The organism is Dyadobacter sp. HNCC25DJ184 (assembly GCF_056895215.1).
This window is the reverse complement of record NZ_JBXHAQ010000008.1, coordinates 1-22,434: the sequence shown is the minus strand read 5'-3', so window position 1 is coordinate 22,434 and position 22,434 is coordinate 1. Positions and strand designations below refer to the sequence as shown.

Annotated in this window: 17 protein-coding genes; 12 read left to right on the top strand and 5 right to left on the bottom strand. The window is 43.4% G+C overall.

Features of this window, described 5'->3' with window-relative positions:
- Positions 1-56: 56 nt before the first annotated feature.
- The 7 genes from AC1XUD_RS13520 to AC1XUD_RS13490 all read left to right on the top strand — a co-directional run bounded on the left by AC1XUD_RS13520 (position 57) and on the right by AC1XUD_RS13490 (position 9,154).
- On the top strand, positions 57-1,079 hold the full coding sequence (locus tag AC1XUD_RS13520; protein WP_483361546.1) for a cytochrome d ubiquinol oxidase subunit II: 1,023 nt from the start codon (positions 57-59) through the stop codon (positions 1,077-1,079).
- Between the two features lie 257 nt (positions 1,080-1,336).
- On the top strand, positions 1,337-4,543 hold the full coding sequence (locus AC1XUD_RS13515) for a DUF1553 domain-containing protein (protein ID WP_483361545.1): 3,207 nt from the start codon (positions 1,337-1,339) through the stop codon (positions 4,541-4,543).
- 1 nt (position 4,544) lies between these two features.
- A complete protein-coding gene (locus AC1XUD_RS13510) occupies positions 4,545-6,056 on the top strand; it encodes a DUF1501 domain-containing protein (RefSeq protein WP_483361544.1) in 1,512 nt (503 codons plus the stop codon).
- Positions 6,057-6,256: 200 nt separating this feature from the next.
- Positions 6,257-7,528 carry a ComEC/Rec2 family competence protein gene (locus AC1XUD_RS13505; RefSeq protein ID WP_483361543.1) on the top strand — a complete coding sequence of 424 codons (1,272 nt, stop codon included), beginning with the start codon at positions 6,257-6,259 and terminating at the stop codon, positions 7,526-7,528.
- 95 nt (positions 7,529-7,623) lie between these two features.
- The gene (locus AC1XUD_RS13500; protein ID WP_483361542.1) at positions 7,624-7,992 is read left to right on the top strand and encodes a hypothetical protein; all 369 of its coding nucleotides are present in this window, start codon (positions 7,624-7,626) and stop codon (positions 7,990-7,992) included.
- A 69-nt stretch (positions 7,993-8,061) separates the two neighbouring features.
- Positions 8,062-8,691, top strand: a complete 630-nt coding sequence (locus AC1XUD_RS13495; protein ID WP_483361541.1) for a DUF2306 domain-containing protein — start codon at positions 8,062-8,064, stop codon at positions 8,689-8,691.
- Positions 8,692-8,791: 100 nt separating this feature from the next.
- On the top strand, positions 8,792-9,154 hold the full coding sequence (locus AC1XUD_RS13490) for a VOC family protein (RefSeq protein ID WP_483361540.1): 363 nt from the start codon (positions 8,792-8,794) through the stop codon (positions 9,152-9,154).
- A gap of 58 nt (positions 9,155-9,212) precedes the next feature.
- Here the strand turns inward: AC1XUD_RS13490 and AC1XUD_RS13485 are convergent, their stop codons facing one another.
- From AC1XUD_RS13485 to AC1XUD_RS13475, 3 genes are all read right to left on the bottom strand, one after another.
- Positions 9,213-9,926 (bottom strand): SGNH/GDSL hydrolase family protein, encoded by a 714-nt coding sequence (locus tag AC1XUD_RS13485; protein ID WP_483361539.1) that lies wholly within the window; start codon positions 9,924-9,926, stop codon positions 9,213-9,215.
- Positions 9,927-10,209: 283 nt separating this feature from the next.
- On the bottom strand, positions 10,210-12,846 hold the full coding sequence (locus tag AC1XUD_RS13480) for an ABC transporter permease (RefSeq protein WP_483361538.1): 2,637 nt from the start codon (positions 12,844-12,846) through the stop codon (positions 10,210-10,212).
- Positions 12,847-12,865: 19 nt separating this feature from the next.
- The gene (locus AC1XUD_RS13475) at positions 12,866-13,204 is read right to left on the bottom strand and encodes a PadR family transcriptional regulator (RefSeq protein ID WP_483361537.1); all 339 of its coding nucleotides are present in this window, start codon (positions 13,202-13,204) and stop codon (positions 12,866-12,868) included.
- A 388-nt stretch (positions 13,205-13,592) separates the two neighbouring features.
- On the opposite strand from AC1XUD_RS13475, the gene AC1XUD_RS13470 reads away from it, so the two are divergent.
- The 4 genes from AC1XUD_RS13470 (at position 13,593) to AC1XUD_RS13455 (ending at position 17,333) form a co-directional block, all read left to right on the top strand.
- The gene (locus AC1XUD_RS13470; RefSeq protein WP_483361536.1) at positions 13,593-15,380 is read left to right on the top strand and encodes a T9SS type B sorting domain-containing protein; all 1,788 of its coding nucleotides are present in this window, start codon (positions 13,593-13,595) and stop codon (positions 15,378-15,380) included.
- A 135-nt stretch (positions 15,381-15,515) separates the two neighbouring features.
- Positions 15,516-16,070 carry a 2'-5' RNA ligase family protein gene (locus AC1XUD_RS13465; protein ID WP_483361535.1) on the top strand — a complete coding sequence of 185 codons (555 nt, stop codon included), beginning with the start codon at positions 15,516-15,518 and terminating at the stop codon, positions 16,068-16,070.
- A gap of 91 nt (positions 16,071-16,161) precedes the next feature.
- Complete coding sequence (locus tag AC1XUD_RS13460) at positions 16,162-16,674, top strand: DinB family protein (protein ID WP_483361534.1); 513 nt, start codon at positions 16,162-16,164, stop codon at positions 16,672-16,674.
- Between the two features lie 68 nt (positions 16,675-16,742).
- Positions 16,743-17,333: an LURP-one-related/scramblase family protein gene (locus AC1XUD_RS13455; protein WP_483361533.1), complete on the top strand. Its 591-nt coding sequence runs from the start codon at positions 16,743-16,745 to the stop codon at positions 17,331-17,333.
- A 59-nt stretch (positions 17,334-17,392) separates the two neighbouring features.
- Here the strand turns inward: AC1XUD_RS13455 and AC1XUD_RS13450 are convergent, their stop codons facing one another.
- Positions 17,393-19,438 (bottom strand): tetratricopeptide repeat-containing protein, encoded by a 2,046-nt coding sequence (locus tag AC1XUD_RS13450; RefSeq protein ID WP_483361532.1) that lies wholly within the window; start codon positions 19,436-19,438, stop codon positions 17,393-17,395.
- 29 nt (positions 19,439-19,467) lie between these two features.
- Entirely contained in the window at positions 19,468-20,634 is a 1,167-nt protein-coding gene (locus AC1XUD_RS13445) for a patatin-like phospholipase family protein (RefSeq protein ID WP_483361531.1), read from the bottom strand.
- 359 nt (positions 20,635-20,993) lie between these two features.
- Here AC1XUD_RS13445 and AC1XUD_RS13440 point away from each other — a divergent pair, with 359 nt between their 5' ends.
- Positions 20,994-22,256, top strand: a complete 1,263-nt coding sequence (locus AC1XUD_RS13440) for a thioredoxin family protein (RefSeq protein ID WP_483361530.1) — start codon at positions 20,994-20,996, stop codon at positions 22,254-22,256.
- The last annotated feature ends 178 nt before the right edge of the window (positions 22,257-22,434 follow it).

The following is a 22,434-nucleotide window of genomic DNA, read 5'->3' as shown; positions in this document are numbered from 1 at the left end:
AGCCCAATCGCCGTCAAGTTACACCGACAATTGTTAATCCAAATCTCCCTTTTTCCATGCTTTACGTCGTCATCACATACCTCTGGGCCTCTATTTTACTTTATCTTCTCTTTGGCGGGGCCGATTTCGGGGCGGGTATTATCGAGCTTTTTACATCACGAAAAAACAAGGGCCGAACAACAAATACGCTTTACGAAGCCATCGGGCCGATCTGGGAAGCCAACCATATGTGGCTCATTATTGCGATTGTAATATTGTTCGTAGGCTTTCCGGTGATTTATTCCACAATGTCAATATACCTCCATATCCCATTGACAGTCATGCTTTTAGGAATTATCGCGCGGGGAACCGCCTTTACTTTCCGGCATTACGACGCGATTAAGGATGATATGCAAAATATTTACACGCCCATTTTCGAATATTCCAGTTTCATCACGCCGCTTTTTCTAGGAATTATCGCCGGAAGCGCTGTTTCCGGGCATATTGATACGGATGCAAAGACGTTTATGGAAGCGTATATTTTCAGCTGGCTTAACCTTTTTTCATTTTCCGTTGGCCTGTTTACTGTGTCCATTTGCGGTTTCCTTGCCGCGGTTTATCTTATTGGCGAAGCAAAAACAGATGACGAACGGCTGCGTTTTGCGCACAAAGCTCAGTTTTTCAATATTGCTGCTGTTGTCTGCGGAATCCTGGTTTTTGGCTCCGCTTTTAGGGAGAATATTCCTTTGATGGAATGGGTTTTCGGAAATTGGGTGGGAAGAACTGCTATTGTTTCTGCAACACTTTCTCTGATGCTGATGTGGTATCTTCTTTATATCGGCAACATTCAATGGCTGAGACCATTAGCCGGTTTTCAGGTTACCATGATTTTGCTTACCACCACATTCCGGCACTTTCCGAGAATTGTATTGCTAAAAAATGGAGGATATCTTTCTCTGCTCGAGCACAGCGGCCAGGAAAAAGCGATATATGCATTGGCTATGGCGCTACTGATCGGCAGTGTATTCATTTTGCCAGCGTTGGGGTACCTTATATATAGCTTCCAAAAAAAGCCTGACGGTGTTTTAAACGCAGAATAATGGGAGGGGCATGCTGAGTTACGCAGTGAAAAAATAGTACGTAAGATTCTGTACATCCTTTATTTCCTATCTTGAACTTAGGACAATTAAACTCAAATAAAACTCAGCGCAACTCCGCGAATCACCCCCCGAATACTGCGTTTAAACCAAATTTTATCCCCAAATTCAAAAACCAGTCAAGGAATGGTCAATATTGTATTAAATACACAAAAATTTATATTATATATTTGATCTAAACTATTCCTGAACCCATTATAATGTTGCTGCGAAAGTTACTTTTAGTAGCAGGATATCTGACAATCCTGATGTCATGCGGACCCGATCTTCCTGATGATATTCAAACCGCATACGACGAACTCCCAAAAAAACTGGACTATAATCAGGATGTAAAACCTGTACTTTCCGATAAATGTTTCGCCTGTCACGGCCCGGATAAAAGCAAACAAAAAGCAGGATTAAGGCTTGATGTTAAGGAAGTTGCGTATTCAGAATTACCAGAAAATAAGGGCAAAGTCGCTATCGATCCCGGAAGTCTGGCCAACAGTGAATTTTACCACCGGATCATGTCTGGCGATCCCGAATACATGATGCCAACTCCAGCGTCTCACCTTACACTGACAGCAAAGGAAAAGGCGATTTTGATCAAATGGATTGAGGATGGCGCGGAATATAAACCGCATTGGGCTTTTGTAAAACCCGAAAAACCTGAAATTCCTGAAACGAATGATAAGTGGGTGCGCAATCCGATCGACAATTTTGTATTGGAAAAACTCGAAAAGGAAAAATTGACGCCCTCGCCCGAAGCGAATAAGGAATTGCTGTTGCGCCGCCTCTCACTTGACCTGACTGGTCTGCCCCCTACTCCTTATGAAACCGACGCATTTTTAGCCGATCAATCTCCAAACGCATATGAAAAACAGGTAGATCGTTTGCTGGCTTCGGCCCATTATGGCGAAAAAATGGCTGTAGATTGGCTTGACCTGGCTCGTTTTGCTGATTCTCACGGCTATACTGTTGACAGACTGCGGGATATGTCGCCGTACCGGGATTGGGTGATCAATGCTTTTAACAAAAACATGCACTATGACCAATTTGTCCATTGGCAATTGGCAGGTGATTTGATGCCGAAGCCCACCAAGGATATGCTGATCGCCACAGCCTTCAATCGCAATCATCAACAGAATATGGAGGGAGGAGTTATTGAGGAAGAATTTCAAACTGAGTATGTTGTAGACCGCACAAACACTTTTGGGGACGCGATGCTGGGGCTGTCGGTTGGATGCGCGAAATGCCACGACCATAAATTTGACCCGATTTCCCAAAAGAACTATTATGAGTTGTTCAGCTTTTTCAACAATGTGAAAGAAGCTGGTCAGATATCGTGGAACGACGCGCTTCCTACGCCAACGCTGATGCTTCCTACTGACCAGCAAAGCAAAACATTGGACTATATCAAATCTCAAATCAAGACGCAGGAACAACAGCTTTCGGTGGTAGCAACAGCCGATCAGAAAGGTTTTGATGAATGGTTGAAAAAGGGGCTCTACCAAAAACTGACCAAGGAAGATATCCCACAAAACGGATTACAGGCCAAATATTCACTTGATAACCAATCACTTAAAAGCACAAAAGCATCTATTGACGTTGGCGTGATGAAACGGGATGCAGGGCAGCCAGGCGAGGCTCCGGTTTTTATAAAAACGGAAAATGGAACCGGACTTTTGCTGGACGGCGATACTTTTCTCGATTTGGGTAAAACAGGAGTTTTTAGGAAATCGCAGCCATTTTCAATTGGCATTAAAATCAATATCCCGGCTGATTTGCGTGAAGGCGTGATTTTGCATAAAAGTCAGGCGGAACGATTGTATAATTTCAGGGGATATCACCTGTATCTGAAAGATAACAAGCTGGAACTCAATATGGCCCATACGAGTCCTTCGGATGCGATTACAAAAGTTTCTATTCAGGATATTCCGAAAGAAAAATGGATACAACTTACGATTACGTATGATGGCTCGTCTGCGGCGAAAGGCTTGAAATTATTCCTGGACGGGAATGAATTGGCGATGCAAACCACTATGGATCAGCTGACTAAGGATATACTTTTCAAAAGGGATCCAGAACCTGGCCTTCAGATTGGCGGATGGTGGCGTGGACTGGGCTTCAAGAACGGGAAAGTGGACGATATTGTGGTTTACAACCGGACCCTAACCCCTTTTGAGGTGAAAATTCTGGCCGGAAAAGCGTCATGGAGCTCGGCGGTAGCGAAAATGCAGCCGGCGGATTTGGCAAATCTGAAAGCATATTATGACGCCGCTATATCTCCGATTGCACTTTCAGAATGGGGAAAATTGGTAGCTCTTCGATCACAATTGGCTGATTCGACAGAAAATATACGCGAGATTATGGTGATGAGAGAGTCGCCGATCCGTAAAAAGTCTCATATCCTTTTACGTGGAAATTATGATTCGTTCGGGCCGGAAGTTTTCCCGAATACACCCGAATCGGTTCTGGCTTTCCCAAAAAATTTGCCTAAAAACAGATATGGGCTGGCACTTTGGCTGACCGACAAAAATAACCCATTGACCGCGAGAGTGGCTGTTAATCGTTTCTGGCAAAATTTCTTTGGAACTGGTATTGTAAAAACGACAGAAGACTTCGGTAATCAGGGAGAAATGCCGAGCCATCTTGCGCTGCTGGACTGGTTGGCAATTACTTTTCAGGATTCAGGATGGGATGTTAAAAAACTGAATAAGCTCATTGTAATGTCTGCTACCTACCGGCAAAGTTCGCGCGGCGATGCGAAATCCAGAGAAAAAGATCCTGAAAATCGATGGTTATCTCATGGTCCTGCGAACAGGATGAGTGCAGAAATGATCCGTGATAATGCCTTGTTTGCCAGCGGATTACTCAATAGCACAATTGGCGGAAAAAGTATAAAACCTTATCAACCAGAGGGTTTGTGGGAAATTAATAGTGCTACCTATACCCCCGATTCAGGACAATCGGTGTATCGAAGAAGTCTTTATATACTTGCGAAACGAACGGTTCCAAATCCTACCCTCTCCACTTTCGACGGTACGTCCCGGAGTTTTTGCGTGGTGAGAAGACAGCGCACCAATACTCCTTTGCAAGCATTGGTAACCCTCAACGATCCGACTTTCAACGAAGCGATGAAAGTGCTTGGCGAGCAAATGGCAAGGATATCCGATAAGAAAACGGCTATTACAACTGCCTATCGAAAATTGACAGGAAGAACGCCTGAGAAAAAGGAAATCGATCTGCTGGAAAAATTACAAGATATCGAATACCAAAAATTTAAAGCAAATCCAGAGAAGTCAAAAGGATGGATTTCAGAAGGTCAGTATAAAACAGATCCAAAACTGAATAAGGCATTAATAGCAGCTAACGCCGTGGTTTCGAGCACAATACTCAACTCCGACGCTACTCTCACCAAAAGATAATATGGGACATCATCACGACGAGTTTCGACTTCATACCCCCGAGTTCAACAAACTTAATCAGAAGCTTGACCGGCGGCAGTTTTTGACAAAAACCTCTTTGGGGCTGGGTGCTGCTGCACTGGGTTCTTTGTGGGGAGCAAATAAATTGTTTGCTTCTGATTCGCCTATTCCAATTGAAAGTGAAGAGAATTTTGAACAGGCAATTCTGAAAGCTTTACCACATATTGCGCCAAAAGCGAAAAGAGTGGTATATCTCTTTATGGCTGGAGGACCTTCCCAGTTTGAAACCTTTGATTATAAGCCCAAACTGGTGAGTCTAGCAGGTCAGAATCTACCGGATTCAGTCAGAAAGGGCCAGCGTTTAACAGGAATGAGTGCCAATCAGAGCGCTTTGCCGATGGTACCGTCGATTTACAATTTTAGCCAGCATGGCAAAAGTGGAACCTGGGTGAGCGAACTAATGCCGCATACTGCCAAGGTTGTTGATGAACTTTGCGTGATCAAGTCGATTAATTCTGAGGCAATTAACCATGATCCGGCAATTACATTTTTCCAAACAGGTAACCAGCTTCCCGGACGTCCTTCTATCGGTTCGTGGATGAGTTACGGGCTTGGTTCTGACAATAACAATCTGCCGACATTCATTGTTTTGGTATCAAAAAATGGCTCGAAAGATCAACCACTGTACGCGCGGCTTTGGGGGAATGGATTTTTGCCATCCAAGCATCAGGGCGTGCAATTCAGGTCGGGCAAAGATCCGGTTTTGTTTCTCAATAATCCCGAAGGATATGATGGCGCCGACAGGAAGGAAATGCTGGACTATCTTTCCAAGTTGAATCAGATTCAGAATGAACCATATGGTGATCCGGAAGTGGAAGCGCGGATTGCTCAATACGAGATGGCATACCGGATGCAGACTTCTGTTCCCGATGTAATGAATACAAACGACGAGCCGGATTCGGTTTTCGATCTATATGGCCCTGATAGCCGGGATTCCGGAACATATGCCGCCAATTGTTTGCTTGCCAGAAAATTACTGGAAAAGGATGTGAAATTTGTGCAGCTTTACCATCAGGGCTGGGACAATCACGGCGGGCTTCCAAAAAATATTGCGCACCAGTGTAAAACCACCGATCAGGGAACGGCTGCGCTCATTATCGACCTCAAACAGCGTGGTCTTTTAGATGATACGCTTGTTGTCTGGGGCGGTGAGTTTGGCCGGACGGTATATTCTCAAGGCAAGCTGACAGCAGACGATTATGGTCGTGATCACCATCCCCGCTGCTTCACTATGTGGATGGCCGGCGCCGGTGTAAAACCAGGTATCAGCTACGGCGAGACGGACGATTTCAGCTACAATATCGTCAAAGATCCAGTTCACGTGCATGACTTTCAGGCAACGCTAATGCACCTGATGGGAGTTGATCACGAGCGACTTACCTACAAATTCCAAGGCCGGAGATTCAGATTAACGGATGTACACGGGAAGGTTGTTAAGGATATTTTGAGCTAATTGGGAAGAAGGGTGAAAAGGGAAGAAAGGGAGAAAGGATGAGGGGAAAAAAAAAACTCCGCGAAACCCTGCGTGGTACTCTCTTAACTCTTAGTTTAATCGTGCAGTTTAAGTTTTTGTTATCATCATCCAACCGTTAACCTTAGCAGGTATTTCTGCCCGTAATTTGTCTTTATTCTATTCCAAAGACATCTAATTCCATGGCTCAGAAATTTCACGCCCTTCGCTTTTTCGCTCTTTTCATATTTTCTCACCTTTTCCTGTTCAATGCCCTTGCTCAAAAAGCAGGAGAATCGCTTCCGGCATGGAAAGAGGGCGAAATGGAAATTCACCATATCAATACCGGTCGGGGAAATGCCACATTTTTTCTGCTTCCTGACGGCACCACCTTACTCATCGACGCTGGTGCGCTGGACCCCACCGATCCGAGAACTCAAAGTGCCCGCAATACCAAAGCGGCTCCGAGCGGCGAGAGACAACCCGGCGAATGGATAGCCAGATATATCCGGAAGGTGATGACGAACGCCCAATTGCAACCCTTTTTGAATTACGCTCAAATCACTCATTTTCATGACGACCATATGGGTATGCCGTTTGACAAGTCGGCAAAAGCGGCTAATGGCGACTATATGCTGGCCGGAATCACAGAGGTTGCGGAGTATATACCTATTCAAAAAATCATCGACCGTGGCTATCCGGATTATTCTTACCCTCAGGCGCAGAATGATAATGTGATGAAGAATTACAAAAAGTTTGTCGATTGGAAAAGTAAAAATGGAATCACTTTCGAGCAAAGTAAACCAGGGCACAATGACCAGATAACCTTAAAAAGAAACGCGGCCTCATATACGCAAATTTTTGAAGTCAGAAATATCATTGCGAACGGTGAACTGTGGACTGGCTTGGGAACGAATACGCGCTCACTTTTCCCGGAATTGAAAAGCCTGAAAACCGGCCAATATCCATCTGAAAATATGTGCAGTATTGGTATCAGACTTAGTTACGGCAAATTTGATTATTTCTCGGGCGGTGATATGCCGGGGGTATTGCAATTTGGCGCGCCCCTTTGGAATGATGTTGAAACGCCGGTTTCCAAAATTGTCGGTCCGGTGGAAGCGCATATCCTTGACCACCATGGAAACAGAGATTCACAAAATGAATCCCTGCTCGCAGCGCTGCGACCTCGTGTTATTGTTATCCCTACCTGGTCATCCGACCACCCGGGCCACGATGTATTGGCGAGAATATACAACCAGCAGATTTACGCAGGAGACCGTGACGTTTTCGCGACAGATATGCTGGAAGCCAACAAGTTGGTAATCGGCGAAATGCTCGACAAATTGAAAAGTGACAAAGGACATATCGTGATCAAAGTTGCAAAAGGCGGCGATAGCTATCAGGTTGTAATCCTGGACGACAGTAATGAAGATTTGATGGTAAAAAAAGTATTTGCCGGATATTCGGCACGTTGAAAGATGCGGGTCGGCAAAAAATCTTTATTTTGGATTCAAAATTGCATATCAACGTCTGATGCTACTTGAGGGGATCGAGGCCCATCCAAAAACTTATGATCAGAAACATCTTAGCGATAGTTGTCGGCTACCTCATTTTTGTAGTGACATCTCTTGCATTTTTTAAAATTTCAGGACAAAGACCTCACAGCGAAGCGACTATTGTCTTCATGATCATAACGGCGATATATGGAGTCGTATCTTCATTCGCCTGTGGGTATATTGCGCAGCTTATATCCAAACCTAAGAACCTGACAATAAATTATATACTAGCAATAATCATCGCCGGTTTTGCCACTTTTTCATATTTCAAAGCAGAAGGCAGCCATTGGACTCAGTTGTTGGCCATATTCATTTTTGCACCAGTGTCAGTATTGGGAGGAAGGTACCTTTTGTCATCAATTACCCGAGCCAGACGATTATGACGATGAACGGATTACCCACATCCGGTAATAAATTGTAAGGATTCTACTAAATCAAACCCAGTCAAAACAATGACAAGAAAGGTTTTATGGCTATTAATGGCAGTCCTTGCAATCGTGATAGGACTTTACCCGCTCATATACTTTTTCAATGATGCAAAATTCGGATTATTGGGTTCAAAGTCCGACGAGCTACTCGCCAACAAAATATGGCACTTTGGCTTTTTTACGCACATTGTTTTGGGTGGAGTTGCCTTATTAACAGGTTGGACTCAATTCAGTCCGGGCTGGCGAAACAAATATCTTAACATCCATCGGCGAGTTGGGATAATTTACTTGGTCTCGGTCGTTATCAGTTCACTAGCTGGTATATTCATCGCGTTTAATGCTACCGGTGGAATTATACCTTCAATTGGCTTTATCTGCCTGGGAATAGTATGGTTTAGCACTACTGTGAATGCTTATGTCAAGATTCGGAACAGGTCAATTGTCGGACATGAGAAGATGATGATATATAGTTACGCTGCCTGCCTCGCCGCGGTGACACTGCGCATATGGCTTCCTATTTTAATTATCATCTTTGGTGATTTTGTAAAAGCATATACTATTGTAGCCTGGTTGTGTTGGGTTCCTAATTTACTCGTGGCCTATCTGATTGTCAGGCGTCGGTTTCCGAAAACGAATATCTCTCTGGATCAATAAAAGGATCTTTCAGAAGGGGCACTTCGAGAATAACAAACTCTTTCATTTTTTATATAACTTGACGTTGTAAGCATATAAATTCAAACACATCGCTATTCCAATGAAATTCACAAAACTGGTTCCCAACGTCTTTTATCCCGACATCCAATCTGGGATAAAAACATTTGTCGATTGTCTGGAATTTACGATCGGGTATAGTGAAATTAATTCAGCTAATCCTTTCTGCGTGGTTGAAAAAGATGGACTGCGGGTGAATATTTTTCAGAATGAAGAATATGCGAAACAGGACCATCCGGAATTCAGGCTTGTCACCGAAAATATTGAAGAAGTGTATGACAATGTTTCAAAAAAATTTCCGGAACTGCTACACCCTAACCTGCCCAAAGTGACCCTCAGGCCCTGGGGTGCGAAAGAGTTTGCGTTGATGGATAATCAGATTGGAATTATAATCCAGCAATGGTAATAAGCCAATGTAACTAACAACTAACCAGTTATTTACGAATATAACTCCTATAAACATTTTAAAGCCTCGCTTTCACCTTCGGAAGTGCTGCATCCACCCACAACTGGTGCATTTGACCGGAAAAATGGAGACCATCGCTCGCGATCATTGAGGGGTTGTTGAGAGCAGTCCTAGAAATTTCGGTGATGTTGATAAAGAGTATTTCAGCACTCATACATTCCTCTTCTGCCACTTTATTAAACTGATCTATTTCTTTGGCGATCTCTTTTCGATCGTAACTAGCTCCATATCTGCTCACTCCCCAATCGGGAATTGACAATACAAAAACGTGTTTGCTCTCACCGTCGGCCAATTCGATACTTTTACGGAGTAGCTGCTTAAATTCTTTTCTGAAAGTATCAATGGATTGCCCCTGATATTGGTTGTTCACGCCAATCAACAATGATACCAGGTCATAGTTTTTCGGGGGATTATCATTTTCGATCGCTGTCAGCAAATTAGCAGTTGTCCAGCCTGTGACTGCAATAATATCGGGCGACAAAACTTTGACATTCTGGTTTGATAAATTTTTGGCCAATATAACTGGCCAACGTTCTGGGATCGATACGCTCTGGCCTATGGTATAAGAGTCGCCCAACGCTAAATAGCGCTTGCCTTTGCCTGTATCCGGGGTGTTTGTAGTCGGATTTGAGGTAGCAGGTATTTCATTTTCGCTCTCCTTACATGCGATTGAAAGAAACGCAAAAAGCAGAAATATTATATTAATTTTCATGATCTCAGCGGGTTGAACTATCATAATATACCTGCTAAAAATCTGTTTGGATCGATTGGGGCTGGTTTTATTTTGAGAAATGGTAGTGCTTGGTGACCTGAGTCACATCAGGACCACGTCTTAATTGCAGAACATCCTTCAAACAATCACCTGCAAATTCCTGATACCTCGCGAGGAGATACGCGCCAAAGTTAAGTAGATTCAGCAGTCGTCGTGGTCGACAAAAGTAGTAACCCTATGGGCAGACTCTCACGAATCTGTCCATAGGGTATATGACAACGTACTATTCAGATCTCAAACTCTTGACCGGATTTATAGTCGCGGCTTTGATCGCCTGGAAACTGACGGTCAATAAAGTGATTATCATCGTACCCAGGCCTGCTACAGCAAATATCCACCAGGCAATATTGGTTCTATATTCATATTTTTGAAGCCAGTTATCAAGGAAGTAATACGAAACAGGCGTTGCTAACATGAGGGCAATAAGTACCAGAAAAACAAAATCTTTCGATAACATTCCCCAGACATTCATTACGGTTGCTCCCAAAACTTTTCTTACGCCAATTTCCTTGGTCCGTTGCTCTGCGATAAATGAGGCTACTCCGAACAACCCAAGACAGCTAATGATGATGGCGAGAATGGAGAAAAAAGTGGTAAGCTTCGCAATGCGCATTTCATAATAAAACTTGCCAGCGTATTCCTGATCCACGAAATTATATTGGAAAGGAGCGCCAGGATCATATTTTTTGAAAGCTGCCTCAATCTTGCTCAGTGACTCCGTGGTACTTATTGCCGGATTGACTCTCATGGTCACCACCCCGCCCTGATCAGAAGCAAGACTGTATATCAATGGCCTGATTGGCTCATAGGGGGAATTGACAACCATATCCTTCACAACACCGATTACATGGACAGGCTCGTCAAACCACATCATGTTTTCACCCACAGGATTTTTCAGACCCATAAATTTGGCTGCGGTTTCATTGATCACCAAACCCGAAGAATCGGTGGCAAATTCTTGACTAAAATCTCTGCCATCAATGAATTTCCATCCCACCGTTTTTCCATAATCATGTGAAACCTCATTGAAAAAAAAGTCAACAGAAAATGTCGGATCTTTTCCTTTCCAAACAATTCCACTTGTGCTAGACCACGAATTCGTTGTTGGACTGCTCGATTCGGCCATATTTACAATCGCGCCGGAGCTTTTTAACTCGCTGCGGACTGCGTCGAAGTGGGTGTGAATATCAGGTGTAGATAAATAACTGGTAATCAGTCCCTCACGGGTATACCCCACCGGCCGGTCCTTTGCATACTGAATCTGGCGGAATACCACGATGGTGCCGATGATCAGTATAATGGAAACAGTAAATTGAACAACTACCAATGTTTTCCGCGGCAAAGCGGCAAATTTCCCGGCTTTATATGCGCCTTTGAGAACCTTAATTGGCTGAAAGGAAGACAAATACAGCGCTGGATAACTTCCTGCGATAAGAGCCGTTATTGAACTGAAAATAAATCCTGCAACCCAGAATAGCGGCCTATTCCATGGTATATCCAGTTTTTTATCGGCCACGTCGTTGAAAAACGGCAGGATAAGCACTACCAACAAGAGGCAAACAATAAAGGCAAAAGCTACCACCAAAAAAGATTCGCTAAAAAACTGGATGATCAACTGACGTCGTACAGAACCAACCGCTTTGCGGATGCCTACTTCCCTGGATCTTTTTTCTGAACGGGCAGTGCTCAAATTCATAAAATTGATGCACGCCAGCAGCAAAACAAACGCTCCGATCACACCAAACAACCATACATTTTCAATCCTTCCGCCTACCCTTTCTCCATTTTTGAAAGTGGAATACAAATACCATTTGCTCATTGGGTTCAGGAATACGTCAGGCTTGAATTTCAGCTGTTCTTTTCGAATATTCTTCTTTTTCACATCCCTGATGTTGGCCGAAACCGCGTCGATATCCGTGTTTTTGGCCAGTTGTACAAATATCTGGAAGTTGTTGGGCCGCCACGGATCCTCCATTGTTTTCAAATCCGGACTGGTAATTTCCTTGAGTGACCAGGGTGCAACAAAAGCAAGATCTCTGAACGACGAGTTGTATGGCAAATCCTGATATACTCCGGTCACCTTCACATTTTGGCTGTTGTCCAGTTTGATGATCTTATCCATTGGATCCGATTCGCCGAAAAAAGCCTTGGCAACAGATTCAGAAAGCATGATTGAATATGGATCTTTTAGCGCCGACCAAGTCCCTTTCACCATTTTTAATGTTAGCATTTCGGGCGCTTCCGAGTCCATATAATTCCCTGACTTGCTTATTTTTTTATCCCCATATGCAAGTATATGCATGTTGGACCAGGTAGACATGATCACATGCCGGAAGTTGCTGCCATAATTTTGGCGAAGCTCGTTGGCAAGTGGATATGGCATCGCCATCTGTGTACCGATTTCGCCGTTTCGCGTTTGATGCTGCATTACCTGAGCAATGCTGTCGAAATTTTCATGATCTCGGTCGTACGAAATTTCATCAAAAATCCAGAGGCCGATCAGAATGGCAACTGCCATTCCAATGGCAAGCCCGGTAATGTTTATGAAGCTATATACCTTGTTCTTGGCGAGTGTCCTGACTCCTATTTTAAAATAATTTCTGATCATATCGATACTAAGTAAAGGTGTATGAGAGTATTCCGATGGCTTTCTTTTTAAGAAATATGGTCTTAAGTGTAATAATGCCGCGAATGCATATTCAATCTTGGCCCTTAAAATTCCGGTTCTTGATATACGTCTAGAATAATTTTCATGTAAGTCACCCAAAATATCTTCAAGGAAATGCGGAGCCAAACATTTTTCCAGAATTTGGTCAACCCACTTAGGGGGTGCTGACGGTTGTAAGTTCTTTCGATTCATCGCTTTCTGATTTTTAGGACTACGATTGAATCAATTGCAACTTTTCAGCCGGAATAACCCGCCAGAGTTCCTGTCTGATCTGCTGAATTTCCAGCAATGCCCGGTTTCCGTATGCCGTGATCTGGAAGAACCTTTTCCTTCTCCCTCCCCTTTCCGCGGTGGCTCCTCCCATTTCTGAACTTAAGAACCCTTTGTCTTCCAATCGGTAAAGTGTGGCGTGGACGGCACTCATAGTAATGGATCTACCGGTATATTGCTCAACGTTTTCCAAAATTGTTACGCCATATGCCTCGCCAGTGCAGCCCGCCACGACGAGTAAAACAATTTCCTCAAACTCACCCAGGAAAGTCCTCTTCATTGCTTTAAACTATTAGTTATAATTATGCAAGACAAATACCTTGCCAGTTTTAAAAATTGCCCTAAATGGCCGTAAAGAACCATTTTACGTTTTTAGGATGTTCGAAATCGTACAAATTTGTTCGGACGTGAACGAGATGGCAAGCTTAATTCATTGTATATGCAGAATGTTTGGCTCTCGTCGATATCAATCTGAATGACAATGCATACTAAAGCTGATAGGCAGATGGCAGAGATATGAAAGGTAATTATCAAAATATTTTGTCATCTATCAAATTAGTATATATCGAACACTATGATGTAATTTTACATATCCTGCTTTACTTACTCTACTTTTAAGCTATATTTAACAACTCCAGCACTTCGTCACAATCCCCGAATTGTCTTTGATGAAAGTAATACTCTATATCTTGATCGCTCTGTTTGCCTGCTCGCCATGTTTGGCGCAGCAAAACACGTGGACCGGAAGAACCAGCGATGATTGGAGTATTGCATCAAACTGGAGCAATGGAACCGTACCACAGTCCACTGACCAGGTAGTAATTCCTGAGGCACCAAATCAGCCGTTGATCAGTTCTTCGGTTGATGCATATTCTGTCGCGATTGAAGTAAATGCAACCCTCAATATTTCCGCCGGTGGTGAGCTTTGGATCAAAGGATTTAGCAGCTCCTCCAGTTTTGCTGAGATCGGCTTATACAATCATGGAATACTTACGAATAGCGGTAGCATAATAGTTGGAGATGAAAAGTCCAATATCATGGGATTTTGGGGCTTCATTAATGACGGAACGTTCGAGAATAAGTTGGGTGCTTCGGTCAAAATTGTGCAGGCAAAACGCTCCGGTTTTATCACATATGGCAAGACGGTTAACGAGGGCAAAATAATAATCGCCACCGTCGGACCTGGTTTACAGGAAGGTTTTCAATTGGCTGAGACTGGTAACTTCACAAATGCCAAAGGCGGGGAAATTGAGATCAGCAACACAAACAGTACTGGTCTGGTAAGTGGTGGAAATTTCATCAACGACTCAAAAATCAATATCAAAGTTTCGAAAGGAGTAGGACTTTGGTGTGTCGGTAAAACATTTGCAAACAATACAGGAGGAGAAATTATAATAGAAAGTGTGACGAACACAGGCCTGATTGTAGGAGCCGGTTCCTTTACCAATTCCTCAAAAATCGATATCAGTTTGATTCCCGTCAAAGTACCTGACCCCAACGTTCAAAGTATCGGGCTTGCTCTTGAAACAAATAACGCACAATTTACGAACACCTCGGGCAGCAAACTGACAATCAACAATGCCAGTCAGTCCTCCGCAGATATTGAAACTGTGATTGGCTTCATTAACCGTGGGACGGGTACCCTTACAAACATGGGACAAATTGTGATGGGCGACAAAGCGGCGATCGGAAGTGTCGGCATTGACAACAAGGCTGGAATTTTCAATAACCAAGGCTGCCATGCGCTGCTGAATGTAGCTTCCAATAGTTTTATTTCCGGCGGTCCGGGATTTTCCAACTCGGGGACAATTATGGAAAACTCTTCGGGAAACAGCAACATTGGAGACAATCAGGGAACGATACAAAATTTGAATGGCGGTACCTTTACCGTAGCCTCGGGTAATGCGCCTTTAAATTTGGCTGCTCCCATACCCTTTGTAGACCTTGTGTCAAATCTGACTGCCAGCCAGACAGAAATTTGCCCGAATACTACGGTAACACTCAATGCAGGGTGCTCAATAGCCGGCGCCATGGTCAACTGGAATCCCGGCGCGCCTACTGTCAGGCCTTCGGGAGATGACGACGTTTACATATATCGCGCTTCGTGCAGTATTGGTGATTGTATCAGCAACGAGTCCAGCGTTGAAGTCAATATAGTCTGCGAGCCTCCTTTCCCCGCTCACTGGCTACTGGTACCAGATGCTTTCTCACCAAACGGAGATGGCGCTAACGACCAGTGGAGCATTCGCGGAATTGAGAAATTTGATAAAGTTGAGCTCCTGATATACAACCGCTGGGGACAGTTAATTTTTAGCGACAAAACCGGATATCAAAAACCTTGGGACGGAACGTATCATGGAAGTCCCGTTGCTGTTGGCTCATATCCTTTCACTATTAGGCTTGTCTTAGAAGATAAATCTCATACTCTTCGAGGTACTGTTTTAATACTTCGTTAGCTGTTAACTACATCTTTCATTTATTTCAAAGTCCAATTGACTGTTTTGGGTTTACGATATAGCATGTAATGCTGCTTGCCTTTCTTCCCCATAACGTCTAATTTTCGGGATCTAATTCATTTTAAATTCCCTGAAATGGAATCCCAAACCGACCTTTTCGAAACATCCGCAGTTAAATATGAATATTATCCATTGCTTGTCCCTAGCGATCCGACTATCCAAACCCTAAAGGACATCAATGAGTTATTAGCACGGCAGGAAGGAATTAAGGCTTCTCAACTTACCAAATTACATCATATTTCGATCGATGGAAAGGTGACTTATGAAGACGACGCGAATATCATTGCAACGATCCAAGAAACCATCAGCAGATTGGATCCGGTGGCAGTAAGTTTCGGTGAAGTCAAATCATTCCCTGGCTTGACCGTCTATTTGTCAATCACAAATCCAGACGATATACTTGCATTCAATAAGACATTGATGGACGCACTCGGTGTAAAAACTACGAAATTGAAGTTGCACCTCACCCTCGCGCGATACGCACAATTCGCTTATTTCGATAAGTTTAGAGCGGAAAGTATTCCCTACCCGACCTCCTCATTTTTTGACAAAATTGTGATATACAAGCGACCGTATAAGTCCAAGGAAAGGTATGAGACTATTGCGACACTGAAAATAGGTGGAGCTTGAACAAGACGCGCTAAAAATTGAAAAGAATGTCCGGATTTTAGCACTGGTTTTGTCTCTGATTTATCCTGGTTCACACTTAAAAAAACATGCTATGACATCGGAAGAACTCGTTAACGATCTGAAGGAAACGACACTGGAGCTGCTGGAAACCCTTATGGCTTTCAGTGCCGAAGAATTCAACGTTGTTCCGTTTGAAGAAAGCTGGACAGCAGGACAACTGGCCGAACATTTGATAAAATCTGAAGGCGGCCTTCCTGAAGTACTTGTCAACAATACCAAACCAACGGAAAGAGCGCCGGATCAGCACTTCAAAATGCTTGCATCTGTTTTCCTGAACTTTGATACTAAGCTCAAAGCACCTGAATTTATCGTCCCATCGAAAGGACCACATGATCGCGAAACATCGATCCGAACTTTACTTGATATAAGGAACAGGTTGATTTCACTTGCAGGAAGTCTGGATTTATCAATGACTTGCAGCGACGCAACATTTCCGAATATAGGAGAATTCACCCGGCTCGAATGGCTATATTTTGTACTTTGCCACTCTAAAAGGCATGTACACCAGCTAAAAAATATTCTGATGCGCCTCGACCCAGCTTGACTTATATCTCTTTTCTCATTCTGGAATTCGTGTATATTTGTGGTTCACCATCCACTATATCCACCTGTATGAGTACCGGTTTTTTTGAAGGTCACAGCTATTTCATTGACGAAAAAGTAAATTTTTTTAAGTTCGAAAACACCTATCAGGTTTATAATGATTCAGGTCGAAATATTGGATCTGTTCGACAAAGGATTTCACTTGGGCACAAACTAATGCGAATTCTGATCAACAAAGCAATTCTTCCATTTAAACTCGAAATTGTAAATACCGACGAACAACTGGAAGCAACCATCTCCCGTGGATGGACGCTGTTTATGTCAAAAATCAAGATTCATGACGCCAACGAAAACCTGATTGGATCTGTTAATCAAAAATTCAAATTCTTTAAACCGGTTTTCAGGATATTCAACAATTCAGAAATACAAATTGCGGAAATTACCGGGGACTGGAAAGCATGGAATTTTAATATCAAAAACGAGTCAGGAGCTCAAATAGGCACCATCAGCAAAAAATGGGCGGGAGCCATGAAGGAAGTTTTCACCTCGGCCGACAAGTACAATGTCAATATCGATAGCAATTATGCCAACAATGAAAATAAGGTTGCCATTCTCGCAAGCGCGATCACGATTGATATGGTGCTGAAGGAGTCAAAATAAACAGCAAAAACGGGCAGGTATCTCCCGTTTTTGTTTTAATGTTGATAGTCGACCGGAAGTTATTCCGAGACAGTTTTGATATCGATTTCGAGAACACGAGCTCCTCTTTTCTTTGCTTCAGCCACCATATGCTCGGTTCCGCCCGGACCATCACCACCCTTTCCATCCCACACAGCGATCAAAGTTGCGTTAATGCCTCCATTAACCAACGCATTATTTAAAAGCCATAAATTGTTTCTCGACCAGATATCGTAATTTGGCTTTTTGCTCAGCCATTTCGGCAAATCACTGTTTTCTGATAATATGGGATGCGGCAAAGCCTGGTACAATTTATCAAACCTGTCCCGCCAACCTATACCGGCAAAATCGACCGACGACTGCAGAAAATCCTCGCGAGGTAATCCTAAAAACATCTGCGACTTAATACCCAATTCCTGGCAAACTTCCAGAAAAAGAATATCTCCTCCACAGGCTCCTCCCGTGATTGCCATCAAGGGTCGATCAGGCCCCAGCCTTGCTTGTTCGGCCTCTATTTGATCTTTGATTTTCTGCCTGACCGCCAGCTCTTTAGATACAGGAAATCTTGGTTCGGCCCGGTCCGGCTTGTCGATCATATGACCAGTGAAAAGAAGATAATATGTTTTTTGACTTATGTCAACGGGTGGAAAAACGGCCAAAGCGGCATTTACGTTCGCGGTTTTGAATCCCAATTTTTCAAACAACCGCAACTGACGGACGATTGAATCGATACTTTGATTATCGGCGTTTGGCAAAAGCCGAGTATACATATTGGCCACACGGGCGGCATTTTCGGATGTCAAACACATCAAATCGGCAGCACTGATATCGATCCATATATCGATTTTATCCAAACTCTCTTGCCTCACCTTGGCGGATTCAATTGAGAACTTTACCGCCGGAGCCAATTTCTGAGCCTTATCAGTATATTCCAGCCGTTTTTGCTGCGCTTCCGAGCTACTATCAAATAATAACTCCCAAGCCTCCGGATTTCTCTGACTCAAATCCAGAAGGATCAAAAGCAACGCCAGTGCGTTCAAGCCAGAATAAAAGTGATCCAGATTCTGAAAAAATCCCTTTTCATAGAATTTGATAGCATCAGTCAGATGGGGCGATGACAACGCAATTTTTACCAATTGATCACCTTCCAGATCCTTCCACGAATTTACCCAACGCGTTTTTGCATTTCTTGCTTTAAGCGCAAAAGTCTCGGCTTTTTTGGTATCGGTCAGGCTCGGGTCTTTCAATAAAGTTTCAATCGACAGGTCTGATTTAAAGAGCAACGCATCTGCTCCACCTGTATTGGTTGCAAGTTCTAAATCCGCCAATCGCTGGTAAATTGTTGCGAGTCTGTCATTTGCGTCGCTATCTCCAGGTTTATTTAAATCAATTTTTTCCCAAATGGACTTCGCGCTCGCAAAGGCTTTCAACTTGTATAATGTTTCTCCGATGAACCTAAGCGCAGGAAATTTCCAGCTAAAACCTTCTGTCTCCGATGCTAACAAGGCAAGACGACCTTCAAATTTAGCATCTGTCGCCATCCTTACCTCCTTCACAAAATCTTCCGGAATAGCCAAAAATCTCTCCGGATCCTGAGATTTGAGTAGCGGTAAAATATTAAAAACCGGACTGTCCTTACGATCACCCTCAATAGTCTCCTTCATTGATTTGATCAGCGCTTCGAGCGCTTCTGCCGGATTATCTTTCGAATATGCCGTATACCGGTAACCGATAATATCAAAAGGCGTTTCATCAAAACCAGAACCTTTGATCAGAATCGTCCGTTTGTCGCGCAGTGAATGCCTTATGCCCAATTCATAAAACACATTGGCATTATGAATGGTAATATCGGCAATTACGATATCGGCCAGCAATAATTCCGAGAACATATCCTCCATGATATTACCGGCCGCAAAGACTTCACCCGTGGTGCCGCCCGTAAGCTTGCAGGCATTCATGGCTGGTTTGATAAGCTCTTTTTCTACTTTATCAAAATCAAAATTAACAACCTCGGTATCCGCGCTATTTTTGATTTTTTTAAGAACCGGCCGGTTTCCAAATGGACGGACGATGAACACTGACGACATATCGTTGATTTTTAGGGAATTGGTGAGAATCAGACTGTTGGCACGGTCGGCAAAAATGAAGCAAAATGGCCCATACTTACTTGCTTCGCTGCCGCTTTTCCAACTCTCCGCAGGTTTGCAATGTTTTTAACAGAGTCCATTTCTCTGATCTCGTCGCTGTCAATATCTTTAAGTCCCAAAGCATCCAAACCTGCCCAACTCAGATCCGCGTTATAACGCATATAGCTAAAGTGACGATTGGCTTCGCTCGACAACGGCAATATCTTTCCATTTGAATCAAGCGGGATCATATCGTTCATTTCCCGGTCGATCGGTGCGCCATATATGCACCTTCCCACTGTACGGCAGTTGATATCCTGATCCACTTGCATGGCGTACATGAGGTTGTTTGGAAGTTCTTTAACTGTTTCCAGAATATTGTCATATGCACCCGGGCTTGGCGCAGATCCCGTGCCGACAGATACAATTAACAACTCCTTTTCACCCGTTTTCCAGTTCAGACCATATGGTTTTTGAGTTGCCATCCGGTACAGTAAAAATGCAGGATTGTTATATGGCGTGACACCTCCATCGACAAAAACAAATGTCTTCTCAGGGTTATTCTTATCCCACTGCAACGTCTCTGGACGGAAATATGCAGGAGCGGCCGTACTCGCCCTAACAAGCTGATATAGTGGAATTTGTAAATTACAATCCGGGCGCGTTACGAGGTTGTATTTAGCAAAAGGATTGTTGCTGATCGGCCAGGGAGAATCTGTCGAACGGTTCATGGTCACGACGAGCAGCAAGGTTTTAAATACCCCGCTTTGAACGGAAATATTGCCCGTACCAAAGGTCTTCTGAAGTTCCTTTACCAACGGCCCGTCATTGTAAAAATACTTTACCTTTTTTAATAAAAATGCCTTATCAAACATCGCTTCACCCTTTGCCTCGTAGAAATCCAGAAGCTGGCCAGCTGACATGCCCAACGACAATCCGGCGGCGATAATTGCCCCCGTACTTGTACCTCCGATATAGTCAAAATAATCACTCAGGCGAAAACTGTCGCCTTTCCCTAATTTGGCTTTCAGCTGTTGTTCAATTTCATACAAAATTTCAAGCGTCAAAACACCTCTGATACCTCCGCCATCGAGGGCAAGAATTTTACGAGGCTGTTCAGTTTCGTACCGAGCAGCTAATGGACCCCAGTCTGCCATGTTTTCAGGAATTTTATGGTTAAAGGATATCCACAAGTTTTGGGAAACCACACAAACCTGTGGGTAGATAATTACAATTTAATATCAAAATACTGTAAATTATTCAAAGGCGCATGTTTAATTATTTAACGGCGTTATACGGAATCATTTCTTAAAAAAACTCCCCCTGCATCCTGATTCCCAACACCTAATGACTGCCAAAAAAGCAATTGAGCAAAGCGCGGGATATGCCTAAGGATTCTCCTCGGGGCTTCCACCCGGCTAATAGATGATGTATTGACAAAATATGCCCATTCCTGTTTCTTCATCAATCAATATTTCCATTATTTTACACCAGAATCATCATCCAAACTACACTCATGTATAACAGTAAATATCTGAAGTCATTTCTGCTTACAATATTCATACTAAATATTTCGCTAATTGTCGCCACTGCGCAGACTGCGAGTTCTGATGGGATTCAGTTTTTACCCGGAAATTTTCAAACTGCTTTGGCAAAAGCAAAAGCAGCGAACAAGCCGCTTTTTGTGGAAGTATATCTGACCGGCTGTCCACATTGCGAAGCCCTTGCGCCTATTTTGGCAGACAAGGGAGTCGGTGATTTTTATAACAAGAATTTTGTAAGCTGGAAAACGGAGGCCAATTCTAAGGAATCGATCGCGTTCCAAAAGTTGAAAAGCGTTGCATATCCGGAATTCCCTGTGCTATTCTTTTTTGATAGCAATGGAAATCTGATACATCTCGCAACACCCGCGGAACATAAATTAAAAGCAAATTTTGTCAACGAAATCATAGCGATTGGGACAACGGCGCTGGACCCCGCAAAACGTACCGGAAGTTATGCAGCAAGATTTAAGGACGGCGACCGTGAATTGACGTTTTTGATCAATTATGGAAAACACTGCAAAACGATCAAGGATCAGGCAAATTTGGATAAAGTCAACGACGCACTTGGAAAAACGCTGACTACTCCTGCCGATATGATCAGCCAGACGGGATTCTACATTTTGCAGCGATTGATGAATGATTATGACAATCCGCTTTCCATTTATTTCTTTACTCATTTGGATGAATACCGCACTAAATATCCCACGAGAGATGTGAAGGAAGCCGGTGAAGCCATTTTATATTATGCACTCTACGGTCCAAAAGGTGACACCTATCCCGTTGCGAAAATTCTGCAGATGCGCAAGAGTATGGTGGATTTGGGAACTGCCGAAGCGGATGCCGATGCAAGGTTTTTGCTGAAAGAATTGGATGCATATTTGCGCGATAAAAACACAAAGGGCGCCGCAAACCGGTTTAACGAATACCGCCAGCATGCAAAAAATATCGGCCTTCCCGATTATGCATACCTGATGAAATATTTTAACGAAAAAGCGACCGACAATTCCTATCTGCCGAATATGCCTGTTTGGGCAAATGAGGGTATCAAATCCGCAAAACCTGATGAATTGAATTCAAAAGCCATGGCCGGACTTTACTATGAATTAGCAGAAGCATATCGCAAATTGGGTCAAAAAAAGGAAGCAGTAAAATATGCAAAAAAAGCATTGGATACCGCCAGAATAGCCAAAGACGATCCAAAAAGATATGAGGAACAAGTCGCAAAATTGAAATAACGCTCAAAGCTCGGCCCGATTTGCAATCGGGTCGCTATGGTTAAGCGTTTGCAACGCGTTGTTAAAAATCGCATCATCGCCACCTAAATAGCGAACAACAGCTCGTCACATTTTTTAGGATCAGTCCGAAAAGTTGGGGGGCGACTAAAAAAGTAGTTTTTTTGCAGTGAATCAATAT